This is a genomic window from Geobacillus thermodenitrificans subsp. thermodenitrificans DSM 465 (assembly GCF_000496575.1).
In the GTDB taxonomy this organism is placed as follows: Bacteria; Bacillota; Bacilli; order Bacillales; family Anoxybacillaceae; genus Geobacillus; species Geobacillus thermodenitrificans.
This window is the reverse complement of the sequence record NZ_AYKT01000021.1, coordinates 39,069-53,724: the sequence shown is the minus strand read 5'-3', so window position 1 is coordinate 53,724 and position 14,656 is coordinate 39,069. Positions and strand designations below refer to the sequence as shown.

Annotated in this window: 14 protein-coding genes and 1 other annotated feature; all 14 genes read left to right on the top strand. The window is 49.9% G+C overall.

Annotated elements, in window-relative coordinates:
- Nucleotides 1–316: 316 nt before the first annotated feature.
- The 14 genes from ctsR to DSM465_RS0115960 all read left to right on the top strand — a co-directional run bounded on the left by ctsR (nucleotide 317) and on the right by DSM465_RS0115960 (nucleotide 14,612).
- A complete protein-coding gene (ctsR, locus tag DSM465_RS0116025; RefSeq protein ID WP_029761781.1) occupies nucleotides 317–778 on the top strand; it encodes a transcriptional regulator CtsR in 462 nt (153 codons plus the stop codon).
- 14 nt (nucleotides 779–792) lie between these two features.
- Nucleotides 793–1,341: a UvrB/UvrC motif-containing protein gene (locus DSM465_RS0116020; protein WP_008882051.1), complete on the top strand. Its 549-nt coding sequence runs from the start codon at nucleotides 793–795 to the stop codon at nucleotides 1,339–1,341.
- A gap of 4 nt (nucleotides 1,342–1,345) precedes the next feature.
- A complete protein-coding gene (locus DSM465_RS0116015; RefSeq protein WP_011886620.1) occupies nucleotides 1,346–2,437 on the top strand; it encodes a protein arginine kinase in 1,092 nt (363 codons plus the stop codon).
- Nucleotides 2,434–4,869 carry an ATP-dependent protease ATP-binding subunit ClpC gene (gene clpC / locus DSM465_RS0116010; RefSeq protein WP_029761780.1) on the top strand — a complete coding sequence of 812 codons (2,436 nt, stop codon included), beginning with the start codon at nucleotides 2,434–2,436 and terminating at the stop codon, nucleotides 4,867–4,869. Before DSM465_RS0116015 ends, clpC begins: the two co-directional genes overlap by 4 nt.
- Before the next feature lie 74 nt (nucleotides 4,870–4,943).
- Entirely contained in the window at nucleotides 4,944–6,317 is a 1,374-nt protein-coding gene (gene radA, locus DSM465_RS0116005; protein ID WP_029761778.1) for a DNA repair protein RadA, read from the top strand.
- Nucleotides 6,318–6,522: 205 nt separating this feature from the next.
- Nucleotides 6,523–7,617, top strand: a complete 1,095-nt coding sequence (locus DSM465_RS0116000; protein WP_008882047.1) for a PIN/TRAM domain-containing protein — start codon at nucleotides 6,523–6,525, stop codon at nucleotides 7,615–7,617.
- A 21-nt stretch (nucleotides 7,618–7,638) separates the two neighbouring features.
- On the top strand, nucleotides 7,639–8,325 hold the full coding sequence (ispD, locus tag DSM465_RS0115995) for a 2-C-methyl-D-erythritol 4-phosphate cytidylyltransferase (RefSeq protein ID WP_029761777.1): 687 nt from the start codon (nucleotides 7,639–7,641) through the stop codon (nucleotides 8,323–8,325).
- A gap of 14 nt (nucleotides 8,326–8,339) precedes the next feature.
- Nucleotides 8,340–8,822: a 2-C-methyl-D-erythritol 2,4-cyclodiphosphate synthase gene (ispF, locus tag DSM465_RS0115990; protein ID WP_029761776.1), complete on the top strand. Its 483-nt coding sequence runs from the start codon at nucleotides 8,340–8,342 to the stop codon at nucleotides 8,820–8,822.
- A gap of 210 nt (nucleotides 8,823–9,032) precedes the next feature.
- The gene (gltX, locus tag DSM465_RS0115985) at nucleotides 9,033–10,502 is read left to right on the top strand and encodes a glutamate--tRNA ligase (RefSeq protein ID WP_029761775.1); all 1,470 of its coding nucleotides are present in this window, start codon (nucleotides 9,033–9,035) and stop codon (nucleotides 10,500–10,502) included.
- 76 nt (nucleotides 10,503–10,578) lie between these two features.
- Nucleotides 10,579–10,816, top strand: a binding site (T-box leader).
- A 61-nt stretch (nucleotides 10,817–10,877) separates the two neighbouring features.
- Entirely contained in the window at nucleotides 10,878–11,552 is a 675-nt protein-coding gene (gene cysE, locus DSM465_RS0115980; RefSeq protein ID WP_008882042.1) for a serine O-acetyltransferase, read from the top strand.
- Entirely contained in the window at nucleotides 11,530–12,933 is a 1,404-nt protein-coding gene (gene cysS, locus DSM465_RS0115975; protein ID WP_008882041.1) for a cysteine--tRNA ligase, read from the top strand. The genes cysE and cysS overlap by 23 nt, the downstream gene beginning before the upstream one ends.
- A 3-nt stretch (nucleotides 12,934–12,936) precedes the next feature.
- On the top strand, nucleotides 12,937–13,359 hold the full coding sequence (locus tag DSM465_RS0115970) for a Mini-ribonuclease 3 (protein ID WP_008882040.1): 423 nt from the start codon (nucleotides 12,937–12,939) through the stop codon (nucleotides 13,357–13,359).
- Nucleotides 13,359–14,096 carry a 23S rRNA (guanosine(2251)-2'-O)-methyltransferase RlmB gene (gene rlmB / locus DSM465_RS0115965; RefSeq protein WP_035498621.1) on the top strand — a complete coding sequence of 246 codons (738 nt, stop codon included), beginning with the start codon at nucleotides 13,359–13,361 and terminating at the stop codon, nucleotides 14,094–14,096. The genes DSM465_RS0115970 and rlmB overlap by 1 nt, the downstream gene beginning before the upstream one ends.
- 3 nt (nucleotides 14,097–14,099) lie before the next feature.
- On the top strand, nucleotides 14,100–14,612 hold the full coding sequence (locus DSM465_RS0115960; protein WP_029761773.1) for an NYN domain-containing protein: 513 nt from the start codon (nucleotides 14,100–14,102) through the stop codon (nucleotides 14,610–14,612).
- Nucleotides 14,613–14,656 lie beyond the last annotated feature (44 nt).

The window sequence follows — 14,656 nt, the reverse complement described above, 5'->3', positions numbered from 1 at the left end:
GCGCCCCTGCAAGAGTAGGTCGTTGCTAGGCCAAACAAAAAGCACGTCTTTTTCATTAGGAAAAAAGGCGTGCTTTTTCGTTTATCAGCTGCCTGATGTTTCGTCAGCCAAAAAAACGGATATTCTATAGTTAGTTTGACTCCTCCGGTAACTCTTGCAATTTTTCGTAATACATTATATAGTAAAAACAAGGTCAAATATAGTCAAAGTCAACAAGAAGGCGATGATGCCGGTTTCTCCCTATAGGTCTTCTAGTACAAGATGGCAGCTGGTTTCATCGCTAAGCAGGTTGATTGTGAGGAAGGTGGGAGGTAGAGTGCCAAACATTTCCGACATTATTGAGCAATATTTAAAGCAAGTACTCAATATGAGCGACCAAGATATCGTTGAAATTAAACGGAGCGAGATTGCGAATAAATTTCAATGTGTCCCATCGCAAATTAACTATGTCATTAATACGAGGTTTACTCTTGAGAGAGGGTATATCGTCGAGAGTAAGCGCGGTGGCGGCGGGTATATCCGCATTATGAAAGTGAAGACGAAAAGTGAGGCTCATCTTATTGACCAACTGCTTGAGCTCGTTGGCCATCGCATTAGCCAATCGAATGCTGAAGATGTAGTAAAACGTCTTGTTGAAGAAAAGGTAATTTCGGAGCGGGAAGCGAAAATAATGTTAAGCGTGATGGATCGCTCTGTCTTATACATTGGCTTGCCTGAGCGTGATGAATTGCGGGCGCGCATGTTAAAGGCGATGTTGACGTCGCTGAAGTATAAGTAGGGGAGGGGGAAGCGTTGATTTGCCAAGAATGCAAGCAGCGACCAGCAACGATGCACTTTACGAAAATTGTCAACGGTGAAAAAACGGAATTCCATCTTTGTGAACAATGCTCCAAAGAGCATGGCCACATGTTTATGCTCTACGGTAATGATGACTTTTCGCTCAATAACTTGTTAGCAGGACTGCTCAATTTTCAAGCTCCAATGAAAGAGATGACGGCCAATGCGTTTCCAAATCCCGATTTGCTTCAATGTGAGACATGCAAAATGACGTATCATCAGTTCACGCAAATCGGACGATTCGGCTGCGCTGACTGTTACCGGACGTTTGCCCGCTACTTGCCGCCGATTTTGAAACGGCTTCATAGCGGAAATAACGCCCATTCAGGGAAAATTCCGAAGCGGAAAGGCGGCGTTCTCCATTTACGCAAGCAACTTGCTGTGCTGAAGCAAAAGCTCCAAGAGCTAGTCGCCCGTGAGGAATTTGAACGGGCAGCCGAAGTGCGCGACCAAATCCGCTCTTTAGAGGATGAACTTCGCCAACGCGGAGAGGGGGATATGTAGCGGTATGTCGTTTGAGAAGTTTTTCAATACGGCGGTCAGCGCTTGGATGAGCCAAGAAGGACCCGATTCGGACATTGTTTTGAGCAGTCGCATCCGGTTAGCTCGCAATATTGTTGATTTCCGCTTTCCAACGCTGTTTAGCAGCGAGGAGGCAATGCAAATCGTTGCTCTGTTTGAGCGGACGTTTGCCTACCGTTCATACGGGGGGGCAGGCCGTTTTGAGCTGTTGAAAATGTCGGAGCTTCAACCGATTGAAAAACGGGTATTAGTAGAAAAGCACTTAATTAGCCCACATTTGGCGGAAGACTCTCCATTTGGTGCCTGTCTGCTCTCAGAAAATGAGGAAATTAGCATTATGATCAATGAAGAGGATCATATCCGCATCCAATGCTTATTTCCAGGGCTGCAGCTTGCTGAGGCGCTTGAGGCGGCGAGCGAATTGGACGACTGGATTGAAGGACATGTCAACTATGCTTTCGATGAGCGGCTTGGTTACTTAACAAGTTGCCCTACAAATGTTGGGACAGGACTTCGGGCGTCTGTGATGATGCATCTTCCGGCGCTCGTATTGACTCAACAGATCAACCGCATTATCCCTGCCATCAATCAGCTCGGGCTTGTCGTCCGTGGGACATACGGGGAAGGAAGCGAGGCGTTGGGTAATATTTTCCAGATTTCTAACCAGCTCACGCTTGGAAAGTCGGAGGAGGACATTATCGCTGATTTGCATACGATCGTCCAACAGCTGATTGCCCAAGAAAGAGCGGCCCGTCAGGCATTAGTGAAAACTTTGGGCATACAATTAGAAGACAAGGTGTTCCGCTCATACGGCATATTGGCTAACTGCCGCGTCATCGAGTCGAAAGAAGCGGCGCAATGTTTGTCAGATGTGCGTTTAGGGATCGATTTAGGATATATCAAAAACGTCTCGCGCAACATCTTAAATGAGCTAATGATTTTGACGCAGCCAGGTTTTTTACAGCAATATGCTGGTGGGGCACTCCGCCCCGAGGAACGGGATGTCCGCCGGGCGGCATTAATTCGGGAACGCTTAAAGATGGAAGAACGAAGAAAGATGGAGGGTGATGAACGATGATGTTCGGCAGATTTACGGAACGGGCGCAAAAGGTATTGGCGTTGGCACAGGAAGAAGCCATTCGCCTTGGCCATAACAATATTGGCACAGAGCACATTTTGCTCGGGTTGATCCGCGAAGGAGAAGGAATCGCCGCTAAAGCGCTTATGGCGCTTGGCCTTGGTCCAGATAAAATTCAGAAAGAAGTGGAATCGCTCATTGGCCGCGGGAACGAGGTATCACATACGATTCACTACACACCGCGGGCGAAGAAAGTGATCGAGCTGTCAATGGATGAAGCGCGGAAGCTCGGTCATTCGTACGTCGGCACGGAACATATTTTGCTTGGATTGATCCGCGAGGGCGAAGGAGTGGCCGCCCGCGTGTTAAACAACTTAGGGGTGAGCTTGAACAAGGCGCGCCAACAAGTATTGCAGCTGCTCGGCAGCAATGAATCAGTATCGGGCCATGGTGGTGGAGGTGCCTCGCATGTAAACACGCCGACGCTTGACAGCCTCGCCCGTGATTTAACGGCGATCGCCCGTGAAGGGCGGCTTGATCCGGTCATTGGCCGGAGCAAAGAAATCCAGCGCGTTATTGAAGTGTTGAGCCGACGGACGAAAAACAACCCGGTGCTGATCGGTGAACCGGGTGTCGGGAAAACAGCGATCGCCGAAGGATTGGCTCAACAAATTGTCAATAACGAGGTGCCGGAAACGTTGCGCGACAAGCGGGTCATGACGCTCGATATGGGTACAGTTGTGGCCGGGACGAAATACCGTGGCGAGTTTGAGGATCGGTTGAAAAAAGTGATGGATGAGATTCGCCAAGCAGGCAACATCATTTTGTTCATCGATGAGCTCCATACGCTAATCGGAGCTGGCGGAGCCGAAGGAGCGATCGATGCATCGAACATTTTAAAACCAGCGTTGGCGCGTGGCGAACTGCAATGCATTGGAGCGACGACGCTTGATGAGTATCGGAAATATATCGAGAAAGATGCCGCGCTTGAACGCCGTTTCCAGCCGATTCATGTCGATGAGCCAACTGTGGAAGAATCGATCCAAATTTTAAAAGGGCTGCGCGACCGTTATGAAGCGCACCATCGCGTCTCGATTTCCGATGAGGCGATCGTGCAGGCGGTCAAACTGTCGGACCGTTACATTACCGACCGTTTTCTGCCGGATAAAGCGATCGACTTAATTGATGAAGCTTGCTCAAAAGTGCGCCTCCGCTCGTTCACGGCGCCGCCGAAACTGAAAGAGCTGGAGCAAAAGCTCGAGGAAGTGCGGAAAGAAAAAGACGCGGCCGTACAAAGCCAAGAGTTTGAAAAAGCAGCCTCGTTGCGTGATATGGAACAACGGTTGCGCGAAGAGCTCGAGGAAACAAAACGGGCATGGAAAGAAAAGCAAGGTCAAGAAAATTCTGAGGTGACAGTTGAAGATATTGCTGCAGTTGTCTCGAGTTGGACCGGCATTCCGGTATCGAAACTCGCTGAGACGGAAACGGAGCGGTTGCTCAAGCTTGAAGAAATTTTGCATGCGCGCGTTGTCGGCCAAGACGAGGCGGTCAAAGCGGTTGCGAAAGCCGTGCGCCGTGCCCGGGCCGGTTTGAAAGACCCGAAACGCCCGATCGGTTCATTTATTTTCCTCGGTCCGACAGGTGTCGGGAAAACAGAATTGGCCCGCGCATTGGCAGAAGCCATGTTTGGCGATGAAGACGCCCTGATCCGCATCGATATGTCCGAGTATATGGAAAAACACTCGACATCGCGGCTCATCGGTTCGCCGCCAGGGTATGTCGGCTACGAAGAAGGCGGCCAGCTGACAGAAAAAGTGCGTCGCAAGCCGTACTCGGTCGTTCTGTTGGATGAAATGGAAAAAGCGCACCCAGACGTATTTAACATTTTGCTGCAAGTATTAGAAGACGGGCGGTTGACTGACTCGAAAGGGCGGACAGTCGACTTCCGCAATACGATTATCATTATGACGTCCAATGTTGGTGCTGATGCGCTGAAACGGAACAAGTACGTCGGCTTTAATATTCAAGATGGGAACCAACAATATAAGGACATGAAAAGCAAAGTGATGGATGAACTGAAAAAAGCGTTCCGTCCGGAGTTTTTGAACCGGATCGACGAAATCATCGTCTTCCATTCACTTGAAAAAGACCATCTGAAACAAATTGTCCGCTTGATGGCTGATACGCTTGTGAAGCGGCTGAAGGAACAAGATATCGATCTTGAACTGACTGAAGCAGCGATTGAGAAAATTGCTGCCGAAGGGTTTGATCTGGAATACGGTGCCCGTCCGCTGCGCCGCGCCTTGCAAAAACATATTGAAGACCGTTTGTCCGAAGAATTATTAAAAGGCACGATCGCCAAAGGTCAAAAAGTTGCTGTCGATGTGAAAGATGGAGAATTTGTCGTGTTGTCGAAACAGGCGGTCGTGTAAAGGAAAAAGGTATGCGGCAGCTTGCTGCCCATACCTTATTTTATATGGAACATGTTGCAGAAAGGGTTAGACGGATGGCGAAAAAGAAAACAAAATTTGTTTGCCAAGAATGCGGGTATGAATCAGCGAAATGGCTCGGTCGTTGCCCGGGCTGCCAAACGTGGAACTCGTTCGTTGAAGAAATCGAGCGGACAAAACCGGCTGTGCGCGGGGCGTTTCTTCATTCGGAACCATCGGGGCCAGCCAAACCAATTCCGATTACGGCTGTTACGGCAGCACAAGAGCCACGCATTGAAACGAAAAGTGTGGAGCTCAATCGGGTGCTTGGCGGAGGAATCGTCAAAGGATCGCTCGTCTTAATCGGCGGTGATCCGGGTATTGGCAAATCGACGTTATTGCTGCAGACATCGGCACAGCTCGCTGCGGCCGGACATACGGTATTGTATATATCCGGTGAAGAGTCGGTGAAGCAAGTGAAGCTGCGCGCTGGGCGTCTTCACGCTGAGTCTCATCAACTGTATGTGTTAGCAGAGGCGGATTTGGAATACATTGTAACAGCAATTGAAACGATTCAGCCTGCTTGTGTGATTGTCGATTCCATTCAGACGATGTACCGAACGGATATTACATCGGCGCCGGGCAGTGTTGCCCAAGTGCGCGAGTGCACCGCTGAGCTAATGAAAATCGCCAAGACGAAAGGCATTGCCATTTTCATTGTTGGCCATGTGACCAAAGAAGGGGCGATCGCCGGGCCGCGCCTGCTTGAGCATATGGTTGATACCGTTCTTTATTTTGAAGGGGAGCGGCATCATACGTACCGCATTTTGCGGGCGGTGAAAAACCGCTTCGGTTCAACGAATGAAATCGGTATTTTTGAAATGCGTGACATCGGGCTGCGCGAAGTAGAAAATCCGTCGGAAGTGTTTTTGGAAGAACGGTCGCGCGGGGCGGCCGGCTCGACAGTTGTCGCGGCAATGGAGGGGACGCGTCCGGTGCTTGTTGAAATTCAGGCGCTCGTTTCGCCAACGAGTTTCGGCAACCCGCGGCGGATGGCGACCGGCCTTGATCATAATCGCGTATCGCTGTTAATGGCTGTGCTCGAAAAGCGGGTCGGGCTCCTGTTGCAAAACCAGGATGCTTACTTGAAAGTGGCAGGTGGAGTAAAGCTTGATGAACCGGCAATCGATTTGGCGGTCGCCGTCAGCATTGCCTCGAGCTTCCGCGACCGGCCGACAAATCCAGCCGATGTCATTATCGGCGAAGTCGGCTTGACCGGGGAAGTGCGCCGCGTTTCCCGCATTGAACAGCGCGTGCAAGAAGCCGTCAAATTAGGCTTTTCACGGGTCATTGTACCAAAAAACAATTTGACTGGTTGGCAGCCGCCTGCAGGCGTCAATGTGATCGGTGTTTCGCATGTGGCCGAGGCGCTTGAGCATACGATGTTATAAACGATGTGAAAGGATCGAACCTTTTTGTCTTGCAGACGTAAAACATATAGTGAGAACCGAAGTGAATCGGGCGCTATACCGACACCCACCGCTTATGATTACAAGTAGATGTCAAATGTTCAAAAATGGTTAAAAATTGCTTTCCAATTGGTTTCAAACATTGGAAATTGTTTATAATGTTAGATAGGGAGGTGAAGATGAGCCGATGGTCAAACGTATTGTACAACTATTTTTTCTTGCGGTGGGCGGAACGTTGGGAGCCATGTTTTTGCCCGATTTGCTTGAGCTGTTGAATGTAAGCGGCGTGTCGCTTGTCAATAATTCATACACGCTGGCGGTGTTAGGCGCAGTGGTTTTCTTTTTGCTGACGTTTTGGCTTGTCGATTATGTCGTCGATATGATCCGTTGGGCTGAGGAAACGTTGGTCAAGGCGCCGGTCGCTGATGTGTTATTTGGCAGCCTTGGGCTGATTTTTGGTCTTATTATCGCATTTTTAGTCGTTATGCCGTTGCAGTCGTTTCACATTCAAGTGTTGAATACAGTGTTACCGATTTTTTTAACTGTGCTGCTTGGCTATTTAGGATTTCGCGTTGGTTTAAAGAAACGGAATGAGCTGATGAACTTATTTTCTCTTTCCAATCGAATGACGAAGAAAAAAGGTGGAGAAGTCGAAAACGAAGCGTCTAAAGGCGGAGCAGTGAAAATTTTAGACACAAGCGTCATCATTGATGGGCGGATTGCGGACATCTGCCAAACCGGATTTCTTGAAGGACCGCTTGTCATTCCCCGCTTTGTGCTAGAGGAGCTCCAGCATATCGCTGATTCTTCCGACGTACTGAAGCGAAACCGCGGTCGCCGTGGCTTAGATATTTTAAACCGCATCCAAAAAGAGATGGCGATGAAGGTGGAAATTCACGAAGCGGATTTCAGTGATGTGCAGGAAGTCGATAGCAAGCTCGTTAAACTGGCGAAACAGCTTCAAGGAGTTGTCGTTACGAACGATTTTAATTTAAACAAAGTGTGTGAACTGCAAAATGTGCGCGTCCTCAATATTAACGACTTAGCAAACGCTGTTAAACCGGTCGTGCTGCCGGGTGAAGAGCTGAATGTGCACGTCATCAAAGACGGGAAAGAGCATAACCAGGGTGTCGCCTATTTGGACGATGGGACGATGATCGTCGTCGAAGATGGCAAAGAATATATCGGCAAACGGGTTGACGTCTTGGTCACGAGCGTGTTACAAACATCTGCGGGGAGAATGATTTTTGCCAAACTAAAACTGCTGCAAAAGGCGCTGTAAAAAGAACAGGGGAAACGTCTAATGAATTACGAAGCGATCGTATTAGCGGCCGGACAAGGAAAACGGATGAACGCCGGCATGAACAAGCAATTTATTGAACTTGGCGGCGAGCCGCTCATTGTCCGAACGCTGAAAGTGTTCGATGGTGATGAGCGATGCAACGGCATTGTGCTTGTCGTCAATCCAACTGAGCGAGGCCAGTTCGAACAACTTTTCGAGCGCTACCGCATTCGAAAAGTAGTGGCATTCGCCGATGGTGGACAGGAGCGGCAGCATAGTGTTTATAACGGGCTGCAGGCGCTGAGGAGTGGGGAGATTGTCCTCATTCACGACGGTGCCCGCCCGTTTGTGCGTATCGGGCATTTGCATGAGCTGGCGGATGCCGCTGTTCAATATGGGGCGGCTATTCCAGCAGTGAGGGTAAAAGACACGATCAAAAAAGTGGACGGTTTGTTTGTCGAACAGACGATTGATCGTTCCAGCTTGTGGGCGGTGCAAACGCCACAAGCTTTTCGTCTGTCTTTGATCATGGAAGCGCATGAAGAGGCGAAAAAAGCCGGTTACCTCGGCACAGATGATGCCAGCCTTGTTGAGCGGCTCGGCAGGCCGGTGAAAATCTTAGAAGGGGACTACCGCAATATTAAGCTGACAACTCCGGAGGACCTTTTATTTGCTGAGGCGATTTTAGCAAGCCGCATCGCAGAGTAGATGGGGGTGAAGAGATGTTTCGCATTGGACAAGGGTTTGACGTCCATCAATTCGTTGAAGGGCGTCCGCTCATCATTGGGGGCGTACATATTCCGTATGAGAAAGGGCTGCTTGGCCATTCCGATGCCGATGTGCTGCTTCACGCGGTAGCGGATGCATGCCTTGGAGCGATTGGCGCTGGCGATATTGGCCGGCATTTTCCGGATACGGATCCGCGCTATAAAGACGCTGATTCAGCCGAGTTGCTTGCTCACGTATGGTCGCTCGTCCGGCAAGAAGGGTATGTGTTAGTGAACGCAGACTGCACCATTATCGCACAAAAGCCGAAGATGGCGCCGTACATTGAGGAGATGAAGACGGTGATCGCCCGGTTGCTCGAAGTCGAACGTTCGCAAGTCAATGTGAAGGCGACAACGACAGAAAAGCTTGGGTTCACTGGGCGCGAAGAAGGCATTGCTGCTCAAGTGGTTGTGTTGCTGCAAAAGAGCGAGGCATAATGTTTGGCTTTGTTATGATCGCTTGAGAAGCAGCGGTACAACGGGAAGCATTTCGTTCTCCGTTTTTTTGCTGGGGGACGTTTACGTGTTGTGCGGAAGAGTCCGGTGTCAGCGGCATGGTGCCGTTAAGGTGAGCCTTCCGTTTTGAACTTTGCCACGATAAACGGTACAATAATAGCACAAGCTTTGATGGAATTGGAGGTTTGGACGATGGCAAAAAACGTGCGCGTGCGCTATGCGCCGAGCCCGACTGGCCATTTGCATATCGGTGGGGCACGGACAGCGCTGTTTAACTATTTGTTTGCCCGCCATTACGGCGGAAAAATGATCGTCCGCATCGAAGATACGGATATTGAACGGAACGTTGAAGGCGGCGAAGAGTCGCAGCTTGAAAACTTAAAATGGCTTGGCATCGATTATGACGAATCGATTGATAAGGACGGCGGATATGGGCCGTATCGTCAGACGGAACGGCTCGATATCTATCGGAAGTATGTGAACGAGCTGCTTGAACAAGGGCATGCGTATAAATGTTTTTGTACACCGGAAGAGCTCGAGCGGGAACGTGAGGAGCAACGGGCGGCAGGTATTGCTGCTCCGCAATACAGCGGCAAATGCCGCCATTTAACGCCGGAGCAAGTTGCCGAGCTTGAAGCACAAGGAAAACCGTATACGATCCGCTTGAAAGTGCCGGAAGGGAAAACGTATGAAGTAGATGATTTAGTGCGCGGTAAAGTGACGTTTGAATCGAAAGACATCGGCGATTGGGTCATTGTGAAGGCGAACGGTATTCCGACGTACAACTTTGCCGTTGTCATTGATGACCATTTGATGGAAATCAGCCATGTGTTCCGCGGTGAGGAGCATTTATCCAACACGCCGAAACAGCTAATGGTGTACGAATATTTCGGTTGGGAGCCACCGCAATTCGCCCATATGACATTGATTGTCAACGAGCAGCGGAAAAAGCTATCCAAGCGCGATGAATCGATTATCCAGTTCGTGTCGCAATATAAAGAGCTCGGCTATTTGCCGGAGGCGATGTTCAACTTTTTCGCCCTTCTTGGCTGGTCGCCGGAAGGAGAAGAAGAAATTTTTACGAAGGACGAGCTCATCCGCATTTTTGATGTCGCCCGGCTGTCGAAATCGCCGTCGATGTTTGATACGAAAAAGCTGACATGGATGAACAACCAATATATCAAAAAGCTGGATCTCGACAGGCTTGTCGAGCTGGCGTTGCCGCATTTAGTGAAAGCCGGACGCCTGCCGGCAGATATGAGTGATGAGCAGCGGCAATGGGCACGCGATTTGATTGCCTTGTACCAAGAGCAAATGAGCTACGGTGCGGAGATCGTTTCGCTGTCCGAGCTGTTCTTTAAAGAAGAAGTCGAATACGAAGACGAAGCCCGCCAAGTGCTCGCCGAAGAACAAGTACCGGATGTGCTCTCCGCCTTTTTGGCGAATGTGCGTGAGCTTGAGCCGTTTACGGCGGATGAGATTAAAGCAGCGATCAAAGCAGTGCAAAAATCGACAGGGCAAAAAGGCAAGAAGCTGTTTATGCCGATTCGCGCCGCAGTGACTGGGCAAACACACGGACCGGAACTGCCGTTTGCCATCCAACTGCTTGGCAAACAAAAGGTGATTGAACGGCTCGAACGGGCACTGCATGAAAAATTTTAATCAGTCTTTTATGCACGTTTGTTTTGTAGCTGTGGTATAATAATAAAAAGTTTTTGGCTGAACAAGTACACATCATGACAAAGCGTTGACGAGGAGAAGTAGGAGACATCGGCATTCCAGAGAGAACCGCCTTGGCTGGGAGCGGTTTATGCCCGGTGTTGTCTGAAATGCGCCTCGGAGTCTCCTTTCGAACCGGAACAGAGACGTTCTGCAGTAGAGGGGAGCGGAGTATCTCCGTTATCAGACTCAAAGTGAGCGAAACAGCGCATCCGTTTCGCTAAACAGAGTGGAACCGCGCCAAAAGCGTCTCTGTGTCTTCGGCACAGAGACGCTTTTTATTCATCTATATTGACAATAGAATGGAGGGAGGATGCTATGTTTAAAACATTAAAAGAAGACATCGAAGTGATTTTCGATCAAGATCCGGCAGCAAGAAGCTATTTGGAAGTCATTTTAACGTATTCCGGCTTGCATGCCATCTGGGCACACCGGATCGCCCATGCGCTTTACAAACGGAAATTTTTCTTTCTTGCCCGTTTGATTTCGCAAATTAGCCGCTTTTTCACTGGCATTGAAATACATCCAGGCGCAAAAATCGGCCGCCGCTTTTTCATCGATCATGGCATGGGAGTGGTGATTGGTGAGACGTGCGAAATTGGCGACAACGTCACCGTCTATCAAGGGGTTACATTAGGCGGGACGGGGAAAGAAAAAGGGAAACGCCATCCGACGATTAAAGACAACTGTTTGATCGCTGCCGGGGCGAAAGTGCTCGGTTCGATTACAATTGGGGAAAATTCAAAAATTGGCGCTGGGTCGGTTGTGTTAAAAGATGTGCCGCCCAACTCAACGGTTGTCGGCATCCCTGGCCGTGTTGTGGTGCGCGACGGGGTAAAAGTGAAAAAAGATTTAAATCATACCGATTTGCCGGACCCGATCGCGGACCGATTCCGGGAGCTTGAGGCTGAAATCGCCCGGCTGCAAAGCGAGCTTGAGGCATTGAAACAACATGAAAGGAAGAGCGAATATGAGCAGTATCCGACTTTATAATACGTTGACGCGAAAAAAGGAAACGTTTGAGCCGCTCGAACCGAACAAAGTGAAAATGTATGTATGTGGCCCGACGGTCTATAATTATATTCATATCGGCAATGCTCGCGCCGCTATCGTCTTTGATACGATCCGCCGTTATTTAGAGTTCCGCGGTTATGATGTGACGTATGTATCCAACTTTACTGATGTCGACGACAAGCTAATCAGGGCGGCCCGCGAGCTTGGTGAGAGCGTGCCGGCGATCGCCGAGCGGTTTATTGAGGCGTATTTTGAGGACATTGAGGCGCTCGGCTGCAAAAAAGCAGATATCCATCCGCGCGTGACGGAAAATATCGAAACGATTATCGAATTCATTCAAGCGCTCATTGACAAAGGCTATGCGTACGAAGTCGATGGTGACGTATACTATCGGACGCGCAAGTTTGATGGCTACGGCAAATTGTCGCATCAGTCGATCGATGAGCTACAAGCGGGGGCGCGCATCGAAGTTGGGGAAAAGAAAGATGATCCACTCGATTTTGCTCTTTGGAAAGCAGCGAAAGAAGGAGAGATTTCTTGGGACAGCCCATGGGGGAAAGGGCGGCCCGGCTGGCATATCGAATGTTCAGCGATGGCGCGCAAATATTTAGGAGATACGATCGACATTCATGCTGGCGGCCAAGACTTAACGTTTCCACACCATGAAAACGAAATTGCCCAATCGGAAGCACTGACCGGCAAACCGTTTGCGAAATATTGGCTGCACAATGGGTATTTAAATATTAACAATGAAAAAATGTCCAAGTCGCTTGGCAACTTTGTACTTGTTCACGATATCATCCGGCAGATTGACCCACAAGTGTTGCGTTTCTTTATGCTGTCGGTGCACTATCGCCACCCGATCAACTATAGCGAGGAGCTGCTTGAGAGCGCTCGGCGTGGTCTCGAACGCTTGAGGACAGCATACGGTAATTTGCAGCACCGGCTTGGGGCGAGCACGAACTTAACCGATAACGACGGCGAGTGGCTTTCGCGCCTCGCGGATATCCGCGCCTCGTTCATTCGTGAAATGGACGATGATTTCAACACAGCAAACGGCATTGCGGTCTTGTTCGAGCTCGCCAAACAAGCGAACTTGTATTTGCAGGAGAAAACGACATCCGAGAATGTCATTCACGCGTTTTTGCGCGAATTTGAGCAGCTGATGGATGTACTCGGCCTTACTTTGAAACAAGAGGAGTTGCTTGACGAAGAAATTGAGGCGCTGATCCGCCAGCGCAATGAAGCGCGGAAAAATCGTGACTTTGCCTTAGCCGACCGCATCCGCGACGAGTTGAAAGCAAAAAATATCATTTTGGAAGATACGCCGCAAGGGACGAGATGGAAACGGGGATCGTAAACGATGGCACAGTTTGAAATCATCCATGATGTGAAACAATTAAATGGCTTGGCGCTCGCCTATATTGGCGACGCCGTTTACGAGGTGTATGTGCGCCGCCATTTGCTTGCGACTGGTAACGTTCGGCCGCATGAGCTGCATCGGCGGGCGATCCGCTATGTGTCGGCGCGGGCGCAGGCGAAAGTCATTTTAGCTTTGCTTGATGAAGACGCGCTGACCGATGAGGAGAAAGCCATCGTCCGCCGCGGCCGCAATGCCAAATCTGGCACGACTCCGAAAAACACGGATGTTCAGACGTATCGGCATAGTACAGCGTTTGAAGCGTTAATCGGGTACCATTTTTTAAGGAATGATGAGAAGCGAGTCGATGAGCTGATCGGCCGTTCATTTGCCATTATTGAAAGGGAAGAAAGGGCGTTGGAATGATGGAGTACATTATCGGCAGAAATCCGGTTATTGAAGCGCTCAAATCCGGGCGCGACATCAATAAAATTTGGATCGCCGAAGGGGCACATCGTCACGCCGTCGAGCCCGTCCTCGACTGGGCGAAGCGGCGGGGGGTGATCGTCCAATATGTCCCGAAGCGCAAGCTCGACCAAATGGCTGAAGGGGCGCACCAAGGAGTTATCGCCCAAGTGGCGGCGTACCGCTACCATGAGGTGGATGACTTATTCGCCCGCGCCGCTGAACGCGGCGAGGCGCCGTTTTTCCTCGTGTTGGACGAGCTTGAGGATCCACATAATTTAGGGGCCATCATGCGTACAGCCGATGCGGTCGGGGCTCATGGTGTCATCATCCCGAAGCGGCGTTCAGTCGGGCTGACGCCAACGGTCGCAAAGGCGTCAACTGGAGCGATTGAGCACATTCCGGTTGCGCGTGTGACGAACTTGGCACGGACGATCGACGAGTTGAAGGAGCGGGGAGTTTGGGTGGCCGGAACCGACGCAGCTGCCAAAGATGATTACCGTTCACTTGACGGTACGATGCCGCTGGCGCTTGTGATTGGCAGTGAGGGCAAAGGCATTAGCCGTTTAGTGCTCGAAAAGTGTGATTTTTTATTCCGGCTGCCGATGCGCGGTCATGTCACCTCGCTCAACGCTTCCGTTGCCGCCAGCCTACTTATGTATGAGGTGTACCGGAAGCGGTATCCATTAGGGGAATAGCTGATGAACATTTTGATTGTTGACGGCTATAACATCATTGGGGCATGGCCGGTGCTGCGCCAGTTAAAAGAAGAGGGCGATCTAGCTGCAGCAAGGGATTTGCTGATTGATAAAATGGCTGATTACAAAGGGTTTACTGGGGATCATGTCATGATCGTGTTTGACGCCCATCTCGTGCCAGGGAATGAGAAAAAATATAAAAATTACGATGTTGACGTTATTTTTACAAAGGAAAATGAGACGGCCGATGAACGGATTGAACGGTTGGCAAAAACGTTAATGAACGCGCGCACAAAGGTATATGTAGCGACATCTGATTATACTGAGCAATGGACAGTGTTTAGCCAAGGTGCCCTGCGCAAATCGGCACGCGAACTGCTGTACGAAATCGAGGCGGTTGAGCGGGATATTTCCAAAAAACTGAAGGAGATCAAGCAGCACACCCCCATCTCGAAAATGCCGCTCAATGATCGAGTTGCCGAAATTTTTGAAAAATGGAGAAGAGGGAAAAAATGAGCGGTTGACGCTGTAAAAATTTGTACTGTATAATAAATATTAGC

Coding starts and splice junctions, on each gene's coding strand:
- DSM465_RS0116015 (WP_011886620.1), top strand. CDS start 1,346: ATGTCGTTTGAGAAGTTTTTCAATACGGCGGTCAGCGCTTGGATGAGC.
- DSM465_RS0115970 (WP_008882040.1), top strand. CDS start 12,937: ATGGCACAGTTTGAAATCATCCATGATGTGAAACAATTAAATGGCTTG.
- DSM465_RS0116000 (WP_008882047.1), top strand. CDS start 6,523: ATGGTCAAACGTATTGTACAACTATTTTTTCTTGCGGTGGGCGGAACG.
- clpC (WP_029761780.1), top strand. CDS start 2,434: ATGATGTTCGGCAGATTTACGGAACGGGCGCAAAAGGTATTGGCGTTG.
- radA (WP_029761778.1), top strand. CDS start 4,944: ATGGCGAAAAAGAAAACAAAATTTGTTTGCCAAGAATGCGGGTATGAA.
- DSM465_RS0115960 (WP_029761773.1), top strand. CDS start 14,100: ATGAACATTTTGATTGTTGACGGCTATAACATCATTGGGGCATGGCCG.
- cysS (WP_008882041.1), top strand. CDS start 11,530: ATGAGCAGTATCCGACTTTATAATACGTTGACGCGAAAAAAGGAAACG.
- ispD (WP_029761777.1), top strand. CDS start 7,639: ATGAATTACGAAGCGATCGTATTAGCGGCCGGACAAGGAAAACGGATG.
- cysE (WP_008882042.1), top strand. CDS start 10,878: ATGTTTAAAACATTAAAAGAAGACATCGAAGTGATTTTCGATCAAGAT.
- gltX (WP_029761775.1), top strand. CDS start 9,033: ATGGCAAAAAACGTGCGCGTGCGCTATGCGCCGAGCCCGACTGGCCAT.
- ispF (WP_029761776.1), top strand. CDS start 8,340: ATGTTTCGCATTGGACAAGGGTTTGACGTCCATCAATTCGTTGAAGGG.
- rlmB (WP_035498621.1), top strand. CDS start 13,359: ATGGAGTACATTATCGGCAGAAATCCGGTTATTGAAGCGCTCAAATCC.